The 19,859-nt window shown below is 38.7% G+C and carries 21 protein-coding genes and 2 tRNA genes; 21 read left to right on the forward strand and 2 right to left on the reverse strand.

Annotated elements, in window-relative coordinates; all coding sequences use genetic code 11:
• Positions 1-22 precede the first annotated feature (22 nt).
• The 6 genes from fadR to uvrC all read left to right on the forward strand — a co-directional run bounded on the left by fadR (position 23) and on the right by uvrC (position 6,035).
• Positions 23-607 (forward strand): fatty acid metabolism transcriptional regulator FadR, encoded by a 585-nt coding sequence (fadR, locus tag IEX29_RS16470; RefSeq protein WP_188735468.1) that lies wholly within the window; start codon positions 23-25, stop codon positions 605-607.
• Positions 608-636: 29 nt separating this feature from the next.
• Positions 637-1,410, forward strand: coding sequence for an enoyl-CoA hydratase (locus tag IEX29_RS16475; protein ID WP_188735469.1), 774 nt, complete (start codon positions 637-639; stop codon positions 1,408-1,410).
• Between the two features lie 27 nt (positions 1,411-1,437).
• Positions 1,438-2,211 (forward strand): electron transfer flavoprotein subunit beta/FixA family protein, encoded by a 774-nt coding sequence (locus IEX29_RS16480; protein WP_188735470.1) that lies wholly within the window; start codon positions 1,438-1,440, stop codon positions 2,209-2,211.
• Positions 2,212-2,436: 225 nt separating this feature from the next.
• Positions 2,437-3,411, forward strand: a complete 975-nt coding sequence (locus tag IEX29_RS16485) for an electron transfer flavoprotein subunit alpha/FixB family protein (RefSeq protein ID WP_188735471.1) — start codon at positions 2,437-2,439, stop codon at positions 3,409-3,411.
• A 197-nt stretch (positions 3,412-3,608) separates the two neighbouring features.
• A complete protein-coding gene (gene trxA, locus IEX29_RS16490; protein ID WP_188735472.1) occupies positions 3,609-3,923 on the forward strand; it encodes a thioredoxin in 315 nt (104 codons plus the stop codon).
• 303 nt (positions 3,924-4,226) lie between these two features.
• Positions 4,227-6,035 (forward strand): excinuclease ABC subunit UvrC, encoded by a 1,809-nt coding sequence (gene uvrC / locus IEX29_RS16495; protein WP_188735473.1) that lies wholly within the window; start codon positions 4,227-4,229, stop codon positions 6,033-6,035.
• An 84-nt stretch (positions 6,036-6,119) separates the two neighbouring features.
• On the opposite strand, the gene IEX29_RS16500 is transcribed toward uvrC, so the two are convergent.
• The gene (locus IEX29_RS16500) at positions 6,120-6,563 is read right to left on the reverse strand and encodes a DUF2507 domain-containing protein (RefSeq protein ID WP_229720261.1); all 444 of its coding nucleotides are present in this window, start codon (positions 6,561-6,563) and stop codon (positions 6,120-6,122) included.
• Between the two features lie 489 nt (positions 6,564-7,052).
• On the opposite strand from IEX29_RS16500, the gene IEX29_RS16505 reads away from it, so the two are divergent.
• The 4 genes from IEX29_RS16505 (at position 7,053) to IEX29_RS16520 (ending at position 11,120) form a co-directional block, all read left to right on the forward strand.
• A complete protein-coding gene (locus tag IEX29_RS16505; protein ID WP_188735475.1) occupies positions 7,053-7,673 on the forward strand; it encodes a succinate dehydrogenase cytochrome b558 subunit in 621 nt (206 codons plus the stop codon).
• 34 nt (positions 7,674-7,707) lie between these two features.
• Positions 7,708-9,459 (forward strand): succinate dehydrogenase flavoprotein subunit, encoded by a 1,752-nt coding sequence (gene sdhA / locus IEX29_RS16510; protein ID WP_188735476.1) that lies wholly within the window; start codon positions 7,708-7,710, stop codon positions 9,457-9,459.
• Positions 9,460-9,474: 15 nt separating this feature from the next.
• The gene (gene sdhB, locus IEX29_RS16515; protein WP_077603201.1) at positions 9,475-10,239 is read left to right on the forward strand and encodes a succinate dehydrogenase iron-sulfur subunit; all 765 of its coding nucleotides are present in this window, start codon (positions 9,475-9,477) and stop codon (positions 10,237-10,239) included.
• 440 nt (positions 10,240-10,679) lie between these two features.
• Positions 10,680-11,120 carry an acyl-CoA thioesterase gene (locus IEX29_RS16520; RefSeq protein ID WP_188735477.1) on the forward strand — a complete coding sequence of 147 codons (441 nt, stop codon included), beginning with the start codon at positions 10,680-10,682 and terminating at the stop codon, positions 11,118-11,120.
• 398 nt (positions 11,121-11,518) lie between these two features.
• Here the strand turns inward: IEX29_RS16520 and IEX29_RS16525 are convergent, their stop codons facing one another.
• A complete protein-coding gene (locus IEX29_RS16525; RefSeq protein ID WP_040981732.1) occupies positions 11,519-11,743 on the reverse strand; it encodes a helix-turn-helix domain-containing protein in 225 nt (74 codons plus the stop codon).
• 485 nt (positions 11,744-12,228) lie between these two features.
• Here IEX29_RS16525 and IEX29_RS16530 point away from each other — a divergent pair, with 485 nt between their 5' ends.
• The 11 genes from IEX29_RS16530 to IEX29_RS16580 all read left to right on the forward strand — a co-directional run bounded on the left by IEX29_RS16530 (position 12,229) and on the right by IEX29_RS16580 (position 19,790).
• Positions 12,229-12,645 (forward strand): MarR family winged helix-turn-helix transcriptional regulator, encoded by a 417-nt coding sequence (locus tag IEX29_RS16530; RefSeq protein ID WP_188735670.1) that lies wholly within the window; start codon positions 12,229-12,231, stop codon positions 12,643-12,645.
• Positions 12,646-12,668: 23 nt separating this feature from the next.
• Entirely contained in the window at positions 12,669-13,484 is an 816-nt protein-coding gene (gene racE / locus IEX29_RS16535; RefSeq protein WP_188735478.1) for a glutamate racemase, read from the forward strand.
• Positions 13,485-13,842: 358 nt separating this feature from the next.
• Entirely contained in the window at positions 13,843-14,901 is a 1,059-nt protein-coding gene (locus IEX29_RS16540) for a GerMN domain-containing protein (protein WP_188735479.1), read from the forward strand.
• A 180-nt stretch (positions 14,902-15,081) separates the two neighbouring features.
• Positions 15,082-15,828 carry a ribonuclease PH gene (gene rph, locus IEX29_RS16545; protein ID WP_188735480.1) on the forward strand — a complete coding sequence of 249 codons (747 nt, stop codon included), beginning with the start codon at positions 15,082-15,084 and terminating at the stop codon, positions 15,826-15,828.
• Positions 15,829-15,849: 21 nt separating this feature from the next.
• A complete protein-coding gene (locus IEX29_RS16550) occupies positions 15,850-16,443 on the forward strand; it encodes an XTP/dITP diphosphatase (protein ID WP_188735481.1) in 594 nt (197 codons plus the stop codon).
• Positions 16,444-16,482: 39 nt separating this feature from the next.
• A complete protein-coding gene (locus tag IEX29_RS16555) occupies positions 16,483-16,992 on the forward strand; it encodes a metallophosphoesterase family protein (RefSeq protein WP_188735482.1) in 510 nt (169 codons plus the stop codon).
• A 237-nt stretch (positions 16,993-17,229) separates the two neighbouring features.
• Positions 17,230-17,303 (forward strand) — tRNA-Gly (locus tag IEX29_RS16560).
• Positions 17,304-17,307: 4 nt separating this feature from the next.
• A tRNA-Arg gene (locus tag IEX29_RS16565) sits at positions 17,308-17,381 on the forward strand.
• A 163-nt stretch (positions 17,382-17,544) separates the two neighbouring features.
• Entirely contained in the window at positions 17,545-18,615 is a 1,071-nt protein-coding gene (locus tag IEX29_RS27060) for a tyrosine-type recombinase/integrase (RefSeq protein ID WP_188735483.1), read from the forward strand.
• 618 nt (positions 18,616-19,233) lie between these two features.
• Positions 19,234-19,605, forward strand: coding sequence for a hypothetical protein (locus tag IEX29_RS16575; protein WP_188735484.1), 372 nt, complete (start codon positions 19,234-19,236; stop codon positions 19,603-19,605).
• Complete coding sequence (locus IEX29_RS16580; protein ID WP_188735485.1) at positions 19,602-19,790, forward strand: hypothetical protein; 189 nt, start codon at positions 19,602-19,604, stop codon at positions 19,788-19,790. The genes IEX29_RS16575 and IEX29_RS16580 overlap by 4 nt, the downstream gene beginning before the upstream one ends.
• Positions 19,791-19,859: the final 69 nt, after the last annotated feature.

Raw genomic sequence — 19,859 nt, forward strand, 5'->3', positions numbered from 1 at the left:
ATATACATTCAAGGAGAAAATCATGAATAACCAAAAGCCAAAATATCATCAAATTATTGAAGCTGCTGTAAAAGTAATTGCTGAGAACGGATACCATGGGTCACAGGTTTCGAAAATAGCTAAGGAAGCCAATGTTGCTGACGGTACAATTTATTTATATTTTAAAAACAAGGAGCATATTCTTGTATCGCTGTTTGAAGAGAAAATGGGAGAGTTTATTGAACGGATAGCTAAAGCAATTGAAGGCAGTGAGTCCGCTTCAGATCAATTATATACCTTAATTGAAATGCACTTCAGACAGTTGTCTTCGGATTATTATTTAGCAATCGTAACACAATTGGAGCTGAGACAATCAAATATTTCTCTAAGACTGCAAATTAATCAGGTTTTGAAGCCTTATTTAAAAGTAATTGATGGTATTATCCAAAAAGGAATCCGGCAGCATCAATTTAGAGAAGATCTAAATACGCCTTTAGTAAGGCAAATGATTTTCGGGACGCTTGATGAAATTGTGACAAATTGGGTTATGAAAGAACAGAAGTACAGTCTTGTTAACATGGTGCCTGAGGTTCACAAAATGCTGGTCAGTGCGTTAGCTTCTAAATAAATAATTAAATATAAGAAGGAGTGGAAGCCTTGTCCATTATTGATTTAAAAGTAGCAGAGAAAGTTGCCTATTTAACAATTAAAAGCCCTCCTGCGAATGCGTTGTCTTCCAAAATCATTGCAAAGCTGGATGAGCTGTTAACACAGATTGAAGAAGAGGGCGTGGCCAAAGTTGTTGTATTGCAGGGAGAAGGCAAATTTTTCTCAGCGGGGGCAGATATTAAGGAATTTACATCTCTGCAGGAAGCGTCTGAATATGAAACTTTAGCAAGAAATGGCCAGGATATTTTTAACAAGGTAGAGCATTTTCCTCTTCCTGTCATTGCAGCTATACATGGTGCAGCGCTAGGCGGGGGCTTGGAGCTGGCTATGGCTTGTCATATAAGATATGCAACTGTTAATGCTAAGATTGGTCTTCCAGAAATGAATTTAGGTATTATCCCGGGATTTGCAGGAACGCAGCGTTTACCGCGTTATGTAGGGAATGCCAGAGCATATGAAATGATTTTAACCGGTGAGCCTATTTCCGGAAAGCAAGCCGAAGAGTGGGGATTGGTTAATCGTACATTTGAAGAGGAGAACCTTGAAAAAGAGGTTCGTAAATTAGCGGGTAAAATTGCAGCAAAAAGCAAGCCGGGTATTAACCGGATTATGAAGCTGATTCCATTTGCAAATACAAGCCAATTTGAAGAAGGAGTTAAACAGGAAGCCAGTTTGTTTGGTGAAATTTTTGGCTCTGATGATGCTAAAGAAGGTGTAAGCGCTTTTATAGAAAAAAGAGCAGCTAGCTTTCAAGATAAATAGATTTTAGTTTCTTAGGAGGAAAAAAGAATGAATATTTATGTATTATTGAAGAAAACATTTGACACAGAAGAAAAAATTGCTGTTCAAGACGGCAGAATTGAAGATGATGGTGCCGAATTCATCATTAATCCATACGATGAATATGCAATAGAAGAAGCAATCGTACAACGAGATACACATGGCGGTGAAATAACTGTTGTCACTATTGGTGACGAGGATTCTGAAAAACAACTCCGGACAGCACTTGCAATGGGAGCAGATAAAGCCGTTCTTATTAATACAGAAGAAGATTTAGAAGAAGGAGATCAATTTACCACCGCAAAAATTTTAGAGGCTTATTTTAAAGATAAAGATGCTGATTTAATTTTAGCTGGAAATGTTGCTATTGATGAAGCAAGCGGTCAGGTTGGTCCAAGACTTGCAGAGCTGATTGGTATACCTTACGTAACAACCATAACCAGCCTGTCCATAGATGGAGCTGATGTATCAATTGAAAAGGATGTCGAAGGTGATGTGGAGGTTATTGAAACAAGCCTGCCTTTATTAGTTACTTGTCAGCAAGGTTTAAATGATCCGCGCTATCCATCATTACCGGGAATTATGAAAGCAAAGAAAAAACCGCTTGAGGAATTAGAAATCGATGACTTGGATCTGGACGAAGATGATGTGGAAGCAAAAACAAAAACAATTGATATTTATCTGCCGCCGGAAAAAGAAGCCGGCAAGGTGTTAGAGGGAGATATAGGGGATCAGGTGAGGGAGCTTGTGTCCTTGTTGAAAAATGACAAAAAAGTACTTTAACAGGATTGTTCAAAAAGTCCAATAAAAATGACACTGCGAATTTCTACGTTGACGATTTTTTCCAATGGGACTGCGATTACTCGTCCCACCAAAAGCGTTACTCACGTATTTAAAAACATACGCTCCGTTTGGAAAAAGCTCGTCGCCTTGAACTTCTTGGTCCTTTTCATCGAACTTTTTGAACATATAATTTAATGCAGCTGATAGTGAAAGGGGATAATAACAATGAGTGACAAGTTACTAGTAATTGGTGAGGTAAGAGACAATGATATAAGAAATGTTTCCTTCGAGGCGATTGCAGCAGCAAAACAAATTAGTGCTGATGCTGAAATCGTAGGGGTATTACTCAGTGATAATGATTTGGCAAGTGCAGGGGAAGAATTTATTGCTTATGGAGCCGACAGTGTTATAACAGTAACACATGACAATTTGAAAAATTATACTTCAGAAGGATATGGACAGGTGGTGTTGGAGATTATTGATGAGTTATCTCCAAATGGAATTGTTATGGGACACACTTCCATAGGAAAGGATTTAACACCGAAAATTGCGAGCCGCTTATCAGCCGGACTTATCTCGGATGTGGTAGATATTGAAAAAGATGGAGAAGCTGCTGTTTATATCCGTCCTATTTATTCCGGGAAGGCTTTTGAAAAGAAAGCATTTGAGGATGATTTCACGTTTGTAACTATTCGTCCAAATAATATACCTGCGCTTGAAAAGGATGTGTCAAGATCTGGTGAAGTGACCTCTAAGGATATTGATATTAAAGATCTGCGTACGGTTGTAAAAGAAGTTATGCGTAAAGCCTCTGAAGGTGTGGATCTTTCAGAAGCCGATGTGATTGTAGCAGGCGGACGCGGAGTAAAGAGTGCAGAAGGATTTAAGCCGCTTTATGAGCTTGCAGAAGTATTAGGCGGTGCTGTGGGTGCTTCCCGCGGAGCTTGTGATGCAGACTATTGTGATTATGCACTGCAAATTGGGCAGACTGGAAAAGTAGTAACTCCTGATTTATATATTGCTGTAGGTATTTCCGGTGCGATTCAGCATCTAGCCGGAATGTCTAACTCAAAAGTGATTGTTGCCATTAACAAAGACCCTGAGTCAAATATCTTCAATGTTGCAGACTATGGTATCGTAGGCGATTTATTTGAAGTGATTCCGCTGCTTATTGAAGAGATTAAAAAAGTAAAAGCATAAATCATAACAGAATTATACAGCTGGGTATCGCTATTTCAGTTTAAGAATGGAAAAGGCCTGTGAAAAATAAAGCACCACAGGCCTTTTAAAGCATATTATATATATGTCGAGCAAACTATTAGGAAGTATACTTATACGGTGATATACTCATACTAAGCTTATTATAAGCTGTATGATGTTTTAAGGAGGTAAAAATAATGGCAATTAAAAATGTAACGGATCAAAACTTTACAGAAGAGACAGCAGAAGGCCTTGTTCTTGCTGATTTTTGGGCACCATGGTGCGGACCTTGTAAAATGATTGCTCCTGTATTAGAAGAAATTGATGGAGAAATGGAAGAAAAAGTACAAATCGTCAAATTAGATGTTGATGAAAACCAGGAAACAGCAGGGAAATTTGGTGTAATGAGTATTCCGACACTTCTTTTATTTAAAGATGGTGAAGTTGTAGACCAGGTTATTGGTTTTCAACCTAAAGAGGCATTAACTGATATCATTAATAAACACGCTTAATAGAGGAAGTTCAAAAAGTCCAATAAAAATGACGCGGCGAATTTCTGCGTTGACGAATTTTTTCCGATACTCACGTATTCTTAAGCATACGCTCCGTTCATAAAAAATTCGTCGCCTTGAACTTCTTGGTCCTATTTATCGGACTTTTTGAATACACTCTAATATAGTAAAGTTTTCGTTTTGCTGTCATAATAAAATATGATGGCATAACAAAATCTTTTGTTATTTATTAGAAAAAAGAGAATCCCTTTGTCATCAAGCAGATGAGAAGGGATTTTCTGATGTAAAAAGGGCTGGTAATATATGAATAATGAAGCAATTGAAAAAAAACTGTCCATTCTTCCAATGCAGCCCGGCTGTTATCTGATGAAGGACAGGCATGGAACGATTATTTATGTAGGGAAATCTAAAAAACTCAGAAATCGTGTACGCTCCTATTTCCGTGGAGCAAATGACCGGAAAACACAGCGTTTAGTTCAAGAGATTGCCGATTTTGAATATATGGTTACATCCTCAGAGATAGAAGCTCTCATTTTAGAAATGAATTTAATAAAAAAATATGATCCTAAATATAATGTGATGCTGAAGGATGATAAATCATATCCATATTTAAAAATTACATCTGAGCGGCACCCGCGCTTAATTGTCACAAGGCAGCTAAAAAAAGACAAGGGGAAATATTTTGGTCCTTATCCTAACGTTATAGCAGCAAGAGAAACGAAAAAGCTTCTTGACCGGATTTATCCACTTAGGAAATGTAATAATCCGCCTGGAAGGCCTTGTCTTTATTATCATATGGGACAATGCCTGGCCTGCGGCAAAAATCCGCCTTCTAAAGAGGTTTATCAAGAAATCGTTCAAGAAATAACTTCTTTTTTACATGGCGGATTTAAAGATATCCGTAACCGTTTGACAAAAGAAATGACGGAAGCAAGCGAAGTATTAAATTTTGAAAGAGCAAAAGAACTCAGAGATACGATTCAATACATTGATGCGACCATGGAGCAGCAAAAAATGACTGCAAACGATCTGGTAAACAGAGATGTTTTTGGATACAGTTATGATAAAGGCTGGATGTGTGTACAGGTCTTTTTTATCCGGCAAGGAAAATTGATTGAGCGTGACGTCAGTGTATTTCCATTTTACGATGATGCAGCAGAAACAATAATCAGCTTTATTGCACGATTTTACTTACATGAAAATCATTTGAAACCTAAGCAGGTACTTGTCCCTATCGGTATCGATGATGAAATACTGGAGAAATTGCTTGAAGTTAATGTTCATACCCCACTTCGCGGGCGCAAAAAAGAAATGGTAGAATTAGCTTGTGAAAATGCAAAAATTGCTTTGAATGAAAAATTCCAATTAATTGAGCGTGATGAAGAAAGTACATTCCAAGCGGTAGAGGATTTAGGAAAATACTTAAATATTGAGATTCCGCATCGAATTGAAGCGTTTGATAACTCTAATATTCAAGGGTCAGACCCTGTATCAGCAATGATTGTTTTCGAGGATGGGAAACCAAATAAAAAGGAATATCGGAAGTACAAAATCCGGGATGTTAAAGGTCCGGATGACTATGATACAATGCGTGAAGTCATACGCCGCCGTTATTCAAGAGTACTTCGCGAGGAACTTCCTTTACCTGATTTGATTATTGTGGATGGCGGAAAAGGGCAGATGTCAGCGGCAACAGATGTGTTAGAGAATGAGCTTGGTTTAAGTATTCCGCTTGCTGGTCTTGCTAAGGATGACCGTCATAAAACAAGTGAATTATTATATGGCGATCCGCCTGAAATGATTCCTTTACAACGTCAGTCACAGGCTTTTTATTTAGTACAGCGAATACAGGATGAGGTACACCGTTTTGCAATTACCTTCCACAGACAATTAAGAGGGAAGGGATTGTTTCAATCAGAGCTTGATCGTATTCCCGGGGTTGGTGAAAAACGGCGTGTCCTTCTGTTAACACATTTTAAATCAATAGAAGAGATAAAAAATGCGTCTTTAGAGGAAATGCGTAAAATTGGGATACCTAAAAATATTGCAACAGAAATTATCGGGCACTTAAAAGAACAGGACAAAGAAAAAAACGATCGTGAAATGGAATAAATTTCGCGATCGTTTTTTTACAGCAAAATAATTTTAGTGTGCTGTTGAATAGGTGTAGCTTTTAATATAACTTTAAAAAAGCTGTCAATCTTGTATGTAAACTGTAAATTCAATTTGCTTCAGGCGGTGATGTACAGATTCAAGACATTCACAGTCCACACCTTCTAATTGCTGAATTACTTCTGCTATAATTCCGGCTTCTAAACGGAAATCAGTTTCAATGTTCGAATTTAATTTAGTTACAATAGCATCCGATAAAAGATAGAATGTTTTTACTTTCTTCTTATCTTTTGCGAGATCCAGTGAACCCAAGCCCATTTTTTCAAAAAATAAACTTAAATCTTCAAGACTGCTAAATTCAAATTTCCGTGCTAAATTTCTTCCTAAAAAATAAAGCAGTGTATCTTTTTCTTCCCCAAATAGTTCTGGCAAGCCAATATAGCGTAATATATCATATCCGGCACCATCGCTATATAATTGCTCTAATTCGTTTATTTCTAATTTTTGATTACCGTCGTACTTTGACACCACTTTCATCCTTTCCTACACGTCGCGTTCATGTTAAATGTCTAAGGTTATTATCTATTGTCATCTATTAATTAGCAAGTATTGATACTAAATTTTTTAATATTTTCAAAGGGTATTTGATAGACTATCATCACTCGCGGACACAAGTGAAGTTAATTATCTCTATTATAATAACATTACCTGCAATTTTTCTAAATCTTTTTCTAAGAATCCATGATCTTTCATTTCATTCCTGTATGAAAAATAACATTTTTCTTTAAGCAGAGATAATATCCGAACTGTTTTCCCGGCATTAAAATTATTTCGATTTATAGTGCTTTGCTTTCTTTAAGAAGGTGGTTGGGAATTCTTGACGCTTTACCTTGTAAGAAGTACAATATATATGTTATTGAATGTGCTATAAAGAATATATTTTTACTTTGTTGTAAAAGCGCTTTATTTTTTGTAGTCTACATATTTTAAGGCAATACGTTTTAAAGGGGGGTAAACATGGCAGAGCAACGTGAGTTCTTCTTTAGAAGACTACATTCGTTACTGGGAGTTGTACCGATTGGTATTTTCTTAGTACAACATTTATTTGTCAATCATTTTGCTGTGTACGGAGAAGAAGAGTTTAATAAAGCAGCTGGATTTATGGCTGGATTACCATTTGTATTGGTGATAGAGACACTTGTAATCTATCTACCAATCTTATTCCATGCGGTTCTCGGAGTTTATATCGTATTTACATCCAGATATAGCACACGCCGCTATGGATTCTTCCGTAACTGGATGTTCGCATTACAGCGTTTTACCGGGATTTATCTTGTGATTTTTATTGCATGGCATATCTGGGAAACGCGCGTACAAGTCGGTCTGGGAAATGTGGATGTAGACTATAGTCTGATGGAAGGCATCCTATCGAGTACACCGATGTTTATATTCTATCTTCTAGGGGTAATTTCAGCGGTGTTCCATTTTGCTAATGGATTATGGAGCTTCATGGTAACCTGGGGAATCACACAAACACCAAAATCACAGCGTATTTCAACGTATTTTTGTCTGATCGTATTCTTAGTAGTCAGTTATTTAGGGGTAAGATCATTAATCACATTTGCATATGGCGTTTAATGATAATGAAATGAAAGAAGGAGTGAGCTAACGAATGAGTAATCGAAAAGTTGCTGTTGTCGGCGGCGGTTTAGCCGGTTTAATGGCTACTATCAAAGCTGCTGAGGCAGGCGTCAGTGTTGACTTGTTTTCTATTGTTCCTGTAAAACGCTCTCACTCTGTATGTGCACAAGGCGGTATCAATGGAGCTGTTAATACAAAAGGTGAAGGAGATTCACCCTATTTGCATTTTGACGATACAGTTTATGGCGGAGATTTTCTTGCCAATCAGCCACAGGTAAAAGCAATGTGTGATGCTGCACCGGGTATTATACATATGTTTGACCGTATGGGGGTTATGTTTAACCGTACGCCGGAAGGATTATTAGATTTCCGACGTTTTGGCGGTACTCAGATGCACCGTACTGCATATGCAGGAGCAACGACAGGACAGCAATTATTATATGCTTTGGATGAACAGGTCCGCCGTTATGAAGTAGAGGGACTTGTAACTAAATTTGAAGGCTGGGAATTCCTTGAAGCTGTTATTGACGAAAATGGTGTTGGTAAAGGAATTGTGGCTCAAAATATAAAAACACATGAAATTAAAGCATTTCGTTCGGATGCAACTATCTTTGCAACCGGAGGACCTGGAATCATCTTTGGTAAATCTACCAACTCTATGATCAACACAGGTTCTGCAGCAAGTAAGCTCTATTTGCAGGGCGCAAAATATGCAAATGGAGAATTTATTCAAATTCACCCGACTGCTATTCCTGGAGACGATAAACTCCGGTTAATGAGTGAATCAGCGCGTGGTGAAGGTGGACGTGTCTGGACTTATAAAGATGGAGAACCCTGGTACTTCTTAGAGGAGAAATATCCTGCATATGGAAATCTAGTGCCCCGGGATATTGCAACCCGTGAAATTTTTGATGTCTGTGTAAATCAAAAACTGGGTATCAATGGAGAAAACATGGTTTATTTGGATTTATCTCATAAAGATGCTAAAGAGCTGGATGTTAAGCTTGGAGGTATTATCGAGATTTACGAGAAATTTGTCGGTGAGGATCCCCGTAAGGTTCCAATGAAAATCTTCCCTGCGGTTCACTATTCTATGGGCGGCTTATGGGTTGATGAAAAACAAATGACAAGCATCCCTGGAATTTTTGCTGCTGGTGAGTGTGATTATTCCCAGCATGGCGGGAACCGTTTGGGTGCGAATTCTCTGTTATCTGCAATCTATGGCGGTATGGTAGCCGGACCAAACGCTATTGAATATATTGACGGATTGGATGAACATGTGGAGGAGCTTCCAGATGAACTCTATCAATCCCGCGAAGAAGCAGAACAAGAAGATTTTAATAGGCTTATGAATATGCAGGGTACGGAGAATGCGTATCAAATTCATAAAGAGCTTGGAGAATGGATGACAGATAATGTAACGGTTGTTCGTGAAAATGAAAAACTGTTACAAACAGATAAGAAAATTGTCGAATTGATAGAACGCTGGGGAAATATCAATATTAATGATACATCCCGCTGGAGTAATCAGGGGGTAATGTTTACCCGTCAATTAAAACATATGCTTCAATTAGCACGTGTCATTACAATTGGCGCATATAATCGTAATGAAAGCCGCGGTGCCCATTATAAACCTGAATTCCCGGAGCGTAATGATGAGGACTGGTTAAGAACCACCATAGCTAAATACGATGCTAAAAATAATGAGCCTGTATTCAGTTATGAAGAAGTGGATGTTTCTCTAATTCCGCCTCGAAAACGTGATTATACAACCAAACATTAGAAAGGAGTAAATGAAATGGCTGAACAAAGTAAAGTTACCTTTATCATAACTAGACAAGACGGCCCGGATGCTGCTCCTTATGAGGAAACATTTGAGGTTCCTTACAGACAGAATATGAATGTTATTTCTGCCTTAATGGAAATCCGAAAAAATCCTGTAAATAGTAAAGGAGAGCAAACTACCCCGGTCATGTGGGACATGAACTGCTTAGAGGAGGTTTGTGGCGCCTGCTCAATGGTTATTAATGGAACTGCCAGACAGTCCTGTGCAGCACTGGTTGATCAGCTGGAACAGCCAATCCGTTTAGAGCCGATGTCTACATTCCCAATTGTCCGTGATCTGATCGTTGACCGTGAGCGCATGTTTGATGCGTTAAAACAGGTGAAAGCATGGATTCCAATTGATGGAACATACGATTTAGGTCCAGGACCAAGAATGCCGGAAAATAAACGTCAATGGGCATATGAATTATCTAAATGTATGACATGCGGTGTTTGCCTGGAAGCGTGTCCGAATGTAAATGATAGTTCGAATTTCATTGGTCCTGCTGCTATTTCGCAGGCGCGTTTATTTAACGCTCATCCAACTGGAGAAATGAATGCCAGCGAGCGTTTAAACGGTTTAATGGAAGATGGAGGAATTGACGGCTGCGGAAACTCTCAAAACTGTGTACAGGTTTGTCCAAAAGGTATTCCGTTGACAACTTCTATCGCAGCAATGAACCGCGCTACAAATATCCAGGCTTTCAAAAACTTTTTTGGAAGCGACACAGCACTTTAATAAAGAGTATGATTAAGAACCATAGAAAAACCCTAACCATTCATCTGGTCAGGGTTTTTCTTAAATAACTCAACTTTCTCACTTTAAAAAGTAACTTCCTATCCATAGAAACAGGGGTTGATCATTTCTTCCATGCGCTGTAGAATCCTGTTAGAGCGTAGGCCAACCACGTAGACTCCTATGGGAACTGGGCGAGCTGAAGATCTACTTGAAAAGCGGAGTGGTTGGCCGGAGCGGAAGCTATACACAATAACCTGTTCAAAAAAGTAAAAAGATGAGTTAACTAAAAGCAAGCATGTTAATAGAGACCATGTACATCCTGGAACAGCAAGGTTTATATGTTTATTCTTAGGTACGAAAGTTGAGTTAATAAGTAATGAAATCTTACGAAGGCAGAATAGACGACGTTTATAAAATATGTACAAGAGAGGTAATTATGTATGAGCCGTATTTCTTATATTGAAGATTTTACAACCTGGGAAAAGGAATTTTCTTTCTATGTTCCGGTATCTGTCCGATTTTCTGAAACAGATATGTATGGTCATGTAAATAATGTTTCTCCGTTTATTTATTTTGAAGAAGCCCGAATTGCCTATTTAAACAATTTAGGGTTTTTATCAAAGGACATGCGGGAGAAAGATGGAGTCATTGTTGCAGATTTACAGTGTAATTACCTGAAGGAGCTTTATTTCGGGGACGATATTCAAGTGTATGTTAAAACAGCATCTGTAGGAACTACCTCTTTTGATATTCATTATAAAGTTGTGAAGGAAGAGGAAGTTGTTCTGACAGCAAGAGGCAGGCTGGTTTATATGGATACTCAGAAGAAAGCTCCAAAGAAATTATCGGATGAAATGAAGCAGAAGTTACTTGCTAAATAACGGCAGAGACTGTTTGTTCTACATATGAAAAAGTCATCTCAAAAATCTGGGATGGCTTTTTTACATTAACAAAGAAATTAATATAGTTCTTTATCACATGTAGATTTTGATTGATGACAGTGTCAGAATCGTAAATAAAAAATGATTGATTACATAAAAAAGTCTGAGCTCATTTTGCCAAAGCTCAGACTTACATAGCGCCTTCATATAGTTGTATTTTTTTCTGTAAGGAATGACGAAAAAAAATACGTTTGAATGGTGAGCGCAGATGCCGGAAAACCCCATCAATAAACGTGTGTATTGTTTTGAATTCAAAACAAAAGTTAAATATAAAAGGAAATAAATGTATTTTTGAATTCGAACAATACCCTGTTTATCGCTTTCTTCTTTTCGTTTGATTACAGCTTTAATTCACCCATACGAAGCAATTCAACAACAGCCTGTGAACGGCCCTTTACCCCTAGTTTTTGCATCGCGTTTGAAATGTGGTTCCTCACAGTTTTTTCTGAGATGAATAGCTCTTGGGCAATCTCTTTTGTTGTTTTATCTTGTACCAATAGTTCAAACACTTCTTTCTCGCGTTTGGTCAGTAGCTGCTTCGGTTTATACCCATTATCCTTCAAATGTTACCCCCTCCTTGCTTTATAGAACTGCATCATGAAGGGAATTTATTTAGTCGATATAGCTTATGAAGGCTGAAACAAAAGAGTGCGTACATTTTGAAAAGGACATTCAAAAATTCTGGCAGTAATAACATATTTAGAAGAGGATACTCTGTTAAGAGTACCTGCAGCGTATGATGGACGAACAAATCAGAAAAGTTCGTGAGCTTACATTTCTGCTTCTCAGAAACGAGATATTTAAGATTTTATCATGGCTGGTTTGCATATTATACTTTTTCGATATGATTCAGAATGCAATAACATTTGAAGGCTTTTCCCTAAAAAAGTTTTCAAGAACCGTTTTTTAGTTTACTATGGATTACAAGCATATGTTAAATGCCTCATAACAATCGCTACATAAATTAACGTTAAAAATTTTAGTGGATTTTTTAAATTTAGGGGGTACCAGATTGGAAAAAAACCAAGAAGTAGAAGCAGTTAATAAAATGGAGAAAAAATTAAGATATATTTCTGGTATGATTAAACAAAATGGCCGGAAAATTTTACATCATTATCCGATTACCTCGCCACAGTTTATTGCTTTACAATGGCTGCTGGAAGAAGGAGATCTGACAGTCGGTGAATTATCTAACCGTATTAGCCATGCGTTTAGTACTACAACAGATTTAGTTGATCGATTAGAGAAGAATGAACTGGTTGAACGTGTTCGCGATACGAATGACCGTCGTGTTGTGCGAATTCATCTTCTGGAAAAAGGAAAGCACATTATTGAAGAAGTAATCCAAAAACGGCAAGAATACTTACAGGATGTTTTATCTCAATTCTCGGATGAGCAGAAAGAAACCTTAAATGAATTATTAAGCTTCCTCCATGATGAGATGAAACAGGTGAATGAAAAGTAGAGAAGGAAAAGGGAGAGAGAATTTTGAAACAGCCAATTGGTGTAATTGATTCTGGAGTCGGCGGATTAACTGTCGTTCATGAATTAATGAGACAGCTTCCCAAAGAACCGCTTATTTACTTAGGAGATACAGCGAGATGCCCATATGGACCAAGAACAGCGGAAGAAGTAAAACAATTTACTTGGGAAATGGTCCGTTTTTTATTGAAAAAAAATATAAAAATGCTTGTAATTGCCTGTAATACTGCAACGGCATTTGCAATAAAGGATTTACAAAAAGAATTGGATATCCCTGTTATTGGTGTTATCAAGCCGGGTGCGAGGGCTGCAATTAAGTCAACTGGGAGTAACTATATCGGGATTATTGGAACAGAAGGAACTGTCCGGAGCGGTGCATATAGTTATGCACTTCGTAAAATTAAGTCCGATATTGAGGTTATTTCTTTAGCCTGCCCGTCATTTGTGCCGATGGTGGAAAAGGGTGTATTAGATGGACCAGAAGCAAAACAAGTAGTAGAAGCCGCCTTAGCGCCAATTTTAGAACATAATAAAATGGATACATTGATTTTGGGCTGCACGCATTATCCTCTGTTAAAGGATACCATCCGGGAGGTTGTTGGTAAGAAGATTATTGTTATTTCTTCGAGTGAAGAGACAGCGAGAGAAACGAGTACAACATTAGATATTCATCAAATTGCAAACCATGATGACCACATGCCCCCGCATCAATTTTATGCCACGGGAGATTTAGATATATTTATCGAAATTACAGAAAAAATATTTAAAGATAGCAATTTTGAGGTTCTTACGATTAAGCATGCAGATTTACAAAATATTTAAGGATAGAGCACCCGTACAATGGTGGGAAAGGTTATTTTCTCAGCGTTGTACAGGTGCTTTTTTACATAGACTGAAAGCTTATGGAAGAAAACGTCTTCGACTGGCAAATTCGATTTAAATTATATATACAGGAAGTTCGGTTTTGCAGGTCGCCAATTCTCTTTGTCTGACCTGAAAGAAATATAATCTGCTTAGGAGAAATCGTGGTCATCAATTGATAAACTCCAACTAAGATTCAAAAGATCAAAAAGGAAACCTTTTAAATTAAGTTTCATTTTAGAAACTATCGAATTCATGGTCTATTTCTAGAGATGGGCTCGTATAATTAATAGTACAAACCATCTTGGGAGGTAGTTGCATGAGTAAAAAGTTAATCCAATTAATAGGAGCTTTTGGAATATTAGTCTTGCTGGCAGGATGCTTTAATGGAGAGCAATCATCAAAAGAGGTAGATCCTCCACAAAATGCAGAAGCAGTATATGGTGAAGAAACAGTGGATGGGGAAGATGCTGCAGCTACCCCTGATGAAGCGGAGGATACTGTTTCAAGAGAACTGTATTTAATTGATTCGAATGGGATGGTTGCTTCTCAGACTGTTGAGCTTCCGGTTCCTGAATCAAATCAAGTAGCACAGCAGGTCATCGAATATCTGGTTAAAGGCGGTCCTATAACGCCGATGCTGCCGAACGGCTTTCAGGCTGTACTCCCGGAAGAGACAGAGGTACTCGGTCTTGATCTACAGGAGGATGGAACGATTGTTGTTGATTTATCGGGAGAGTTTTCAGAATATGAGGCATCCTCGGAGCTTCCAATTATAGAAGCTGTTACGTATACCTTAACGCAATTTGATAATGTTCAAAAAGTCAAGCTCCGGGTAGAAGGAGAGGACTTAGCAGAAATGCCTGTGAATGGTACGCCGCTCAATAATGGATACACACGGGCAAATGGAATTAATCTGATAAATAACGATACATTAGATTATTTCAGCAGCAATCCTGTCACCATGTTTTACCCAGTAGAAAAAGAAAATAACCGTTATTATGTTCCTGTAACACAATATGTAAAGATGGATGATGAAAATGATATAGCGGGTATTGTTAATGAACTGATCGAGGGGCCGGGTTATCAAAATAATGTTCTGAATGTATTTAATCCGGAAGCAGCCTTAACTGCAGAACCAGTTGTAGAAGAAGGAGTAGCTAATTTGGTTTTCAATGAGGGAATCCTGATGGACCAGGAACAGCATGTAATCTCTGATGAAGTAATGGAGACAATAGTGCGAACCTTGACAGCACAGCCGAATGTAGATGCAGTAAATGTCCAGGTTGAAAATGTGGATGAAGTATTCAATGAAAATGGAGAACCGTATTCTGAACCAGTATCTGCACAATTATTTACTCCAAGTGAAGAATTATAATGGTATAAAAATATAGTGTGGAGCATCTGAAGAGTGTGTTTAATCACTCTTTAGATGCTTTTTTTGTTTAAAATTAAAAATCTGTTGTGTATTGATTTTTCAAAGTGTCTCCCGCCTTTCTCATGTTTCTTTTTTAGAAAATATGATAAGCTATGTAATGTGAAATAAGGAGGAAGACAAATGGGAAGACATGATAATAGAAAACAAAATGAGCTGCGGTCCATTCAAATAACACCGGGCTATATTACACATCCGGAAGGCTCTGTATTAATTGAAATGGGTCAAACAAAAGTTATTTGTAATGCAAGTATTGAAGATAGAGTACCGCCGTTTATGAGAGGGCAGGGGAAAGGATGGATTACAGCAGAATATGCAATGCTGCCTCGTGCAACGGAACAACGGAATATCCGTGAATCTTCAAAAGGGAAAGTAAGTGGAAGAACGATGGAGATTCAACGTCTGATTGGAAGAGCATTACGTTCTGTCGTCGATCTTTCAAAAATTGGCGAACGGACAATTTGGATTGATTGTGATGTTATTCAAGCGGATGGAGGTACCAGAACGGCTTCTATCACCGGGGCATATGTAGCTATGGTCATAGCACTTCATCAGCTTGTAGAAAAGAAAGTACTAAAAGGACTTCCTGTAACAGATTTCCTGGCCGCTATTTCCGTTGGTGTATTGCCTGACGGGCAAGAAGTACTCGATTTGAATTATCAGGAAGACAGTACAGCGGATGTAGATATGAATATTGTCATGACTGGACAAGGTGAATTTGTAGAGCTTCAGGGAACAGGAGAAGAAGCTACTTTTAGTATGCAGCAATTACAAGCAATGCTTGCCTTGGGCGAACAAGGTATTCATGAGTTAATCAATCAGCAGAAAGAAATACTTGGCTCTATCGCAGATTTAGTTAATCAAGAATAATTTCATTGGGGGATGTACACCATGAAGAAAGTTATTATTGCGAGCAAAAATAAAGGAAAGGTAAAAGAATTCAGGACCTTTTTTGCTCCTCATGAAATTGAGGTTGTTTCCTTGCTTGATTTAGATGAGGAGGTTCCCGATATTGAAGAAACAGGAGAAAGCTTCGTAGAAAATGCAGCTTTAAAAGCAGAAGAGGTCTCCAGCCGTTTTCAACAGCCGGTGCTTGCAGATGATTCGGGCCTGATTATCGATGGTTTGGAGGGAAGACCGGGAATTTATTCTGCCCGATACGCAGGAGAGCCGACAAATGATCAAGCAAATATTGATAAAGTTCTGAAAGAAATGAAAGAGATACCTACAGAAGAACGCAGCGCCCGTTTTGTTTGTGTTTTGGCAATTGCCCGTCCCGGCGAGGAAACGATATTTGTAACAGGCTATTGCGAAGGACATATTAAAACGGAACAATGTGGAGGAAATGGCTTTGGCTATGATCCGATTTTTGTACCAGAAGGCTATAATGAAACAATGGCCGAGCTCGATCCAGCTGAAAAAAATCAAATAAGCCACCGGAAACAGGCAATGAAGCAATTAGAAAAAAGAATGCACTTACTGTAATAGGAAGTTAAAAAAATGATTAAATTGAGGAGGGGTAGGATGACAAACGTCCTAATTACAAGTGACAGTCATGGACTGACAAAAGAACTGGAAGAAATGGCGGAAAAACATGCCGTGGATTTATCTATCCATTGCGGGGATTCAGAGCTGGATTTTGATGCAGCAGAGTTAAGTCCTTTTTATAAAGTTGGCGGAAATTGTGATTTTGATTCGCGTTATCCAGATCAGGAAGTACTGGACTTAAATGGTATTCGTTTCTTTGTAACTCATGGTCACCTCCATCAGGTAAAAGGAAGTTTAGCAAATCTGTCCTATGCAGCGAAGGAACATGAAGCAAATGTTGTATGCTTTGGACATACACATATTGCCGGTGCTGAAAAAATCGGTAATCAATTATTTATCAATCCAGGCAGCATCCGTATGCCCAGGAATCGTGATGAAAAAACATATGCTATCCTAAGCTGGGAAAATACTGATCACGTTCAGGTCGACTTTTACACTCTAAAAGATGGAAAGGTAAAAGATATGACTTATCAAACTTCTTTATAGGAGCGGATAAGAAAAGCAGTTTATTCTTCTGCGCAAAATAAGATACGAACTGCTTTTCTTCTTTCACTCAATGCAGTTTAAACGTGCTTTTTCCTTTTGTATAAGGGCTTTTGAAGCTATATTATAAGGGATGAAAATAATATTTAAAAATCTGTTGACAAAAACTTCTATCCCACATATAATATTACTTGTCCGTTAAAAACGGTCTACATAAGAAACGTGAGAAACGCCGTAGTTGCGGGTGTAGTTTAGTGGTAAAACCTCAGCCTTCCAAGCTGATGATGAGGGTTCGATTCCCTTCACCCGCTCCATAATGTCCCAGTAGCTCAGCTGGATAGAGCAACAGCCTTCTAAGCTGTGGGTCGCAGGTTCGAATCCTGCCTGGGACGTAAATAACCTCGAAAGCCTATGCGGTAAGCCATTCGCAGAGTATACCGAAGAATGTGCCTCGTAGGCAAATAACGATCGAACCTACGCTATTTAACGTTAGGTTGTGAGACTAAGAAACCTCCGTGCATTGGACGTATTTGTCCGAAAAACGGAGGTATTTTTATGCGAAAATCTAAAAATAATCGCCCTTATATCGGAGAAAGGGGCGCGCCAAGGGGTGCAACAGCTACGCAAACTGTCCCACAGCTTGCCGACGACCAACAGCTATCCTTGACGCAAGCACTAGAAATTTTCGTACAGGCTAAAAGGGCGGAAAGGGTTCGCGAAAGGACGATTAAGGAGTATCGTCTCCACATAAAATATTTAATCGCATATATGCAAGAAGAGGCTAACGTAGAAACAACAGTCGCTAACTTAACTCCGGAATTGATCCGCGACTATATAACGTATTTATTGTACGATAAAACGACATATGAGGGCGTACAAGGACGCAAAAACGTTAGGGTAGGCTTATCCCCTACAACTGTCAATATACGCCTTAGAACGCTTAAAACGATGTGTCGATTCTGGGCTGCGGAAGGGTATGCGAGAATTAACGCAATGGAAACGATTAAACTGGTATTAATGGACGAAGTAGAGGAAGTGCAAGGATTATCGGAAGGGGATATCAGTCTTATTCTTGCGGCGCATGACGAAAGACATTACGCTCAATGGCGGGATGTGACGCTAATTTATCTGCTACTCGATACAGGACTACGTATTACCGAAGCTACTGTCTTAAAAATTACCGATATTAATAGTATCTACCTCGAAGTGACTGTCCCGAGTAAAGTCGCTAAAAATCGTAAGTATCGGGATGTTCCAATTAGTAGGGAAGTATTAAAACGCTTGCTTGATCTGCACCGTGAATCAGTCGAATATTTCGGGAAAGAAGCGGTAGGCGATCGGATTTTTATGAACGCATACGGAGAATACTATACAGCAGACTCTTTCCGAAAACGGATGACTCGACTTAAAAAACGATTAGGATTAGCGAAACTACATCCGAATCAATTTCGTCATACCTTCGCAAGAGACTATTTACTTAACGGAGGCGACCTCTTTACGCTGCAAAAGATACTTGATCATGCGGACATTAAAACGACGAGGAAATACGTTCAAATGGACGGAAATCATATTCGAGATCAGCACGCCAAAAATACACCTTTACGGAAATATATGAAACGTAGGTAATCGGATTTAATAGAATATTTATATGAAGAAGAGCGCTCACTCGAGCGTTCTTTTTTTATGCGCAAAATTAATTTAAACTTTTTTCGTTAAAAATACGCAACCCTCTCTTTTTTATCGGTAAGTAGTAATGTAAGTTACTTTAGCGAAAATAAATAACGATTAATAAAACCATTAGCAAGGCGAAGCCTTGCAGCTAAGCTTTGCTTAGCTTAATAGTACTTTATTAACGTTATATTTCGCTTTCAAAACCTTAGCGGAAAGGAGACAGCGTAATTTGGAGAATTTAACGTATATAGGCGACGGGATATATCGTGAAAGAACTTATTTAAAACGCCAACCATTAGTCGGAGATAGGTTCGAATATACCGGTCATTTGTTAATTAACAAGTATCCAATAGGAAGCGAAGGGGTTATTGTTTCGATAGAAGTTCATGTACCATCGTGTGTTTTCGTGAGGATGGACCGGAGCTTAATTGAGCGCGAATCTATGCCCGAAGAATGGATCGCAATTTTTGAGGATCGGTACTACAAATTGACGGGAGAAAAACGTGTTAAAAGGCGATTTCTTGGAATCCCATTCGGAAGTAGGACGATTCAAACTTACGAGGAGGTTACGGAATGCTAACGAAAGAAGAACTTGAAGCTATCAAGGAACGTTGCGAAAAAGCTACAGAAGGTCCGTGGCATACCGCAGTTAGCTCGCGATTTCCACATGAGGACTGCATAATGTTCGAAAATAAAGAAGTAGCAGAAGCCTACGAATATTACGACGCTGAATTCATCGCAAATGCACGCCAAGACATTCCGAAGCTTATTGCGGAAATCGAGGCGCTTTGCCCTATCGGAGATTTAGATATCGTTAGCTCTCTTCGGTCAGAGAACGATTATCTATCGCACATCGTCGACGTGAGGGACGCTGAAATCGACTTACTTCAATCCGAAATAAGCGCATTACGCCAAACAATTCGGCAACGGGAGGCGAGAGGATGACGATTAACGACGTAAGAGCTGCGTTGGACGATTTAGTCGAGCATTACGGATTCTCGGAGGACGCCGTTATCCATACGATAGGAAGTTACGGAGAAAGTCGTCCTATTAACGGATTCGACGAAGGGGACGACGGCAAACTGTACGTAATTGGATACGGTTTACGCCCTGTAAAGGAGGAGTATTAATGAGCGAAACCTTAACGAAACAAATCACGGAAGAGGTATTCGACCTCGATAAAGTAGGCGTAGGAGATG

It is taken from the genome of Oceanobacillus neutriphilus (assembly GCF_014645515.1).
Classification (GTDB): Bacteria; Bacillota; Bacilli; order Bacillales; family Amphibacillaceae; genus Oceanobacillus; species Oceanobacillus neutriphilus.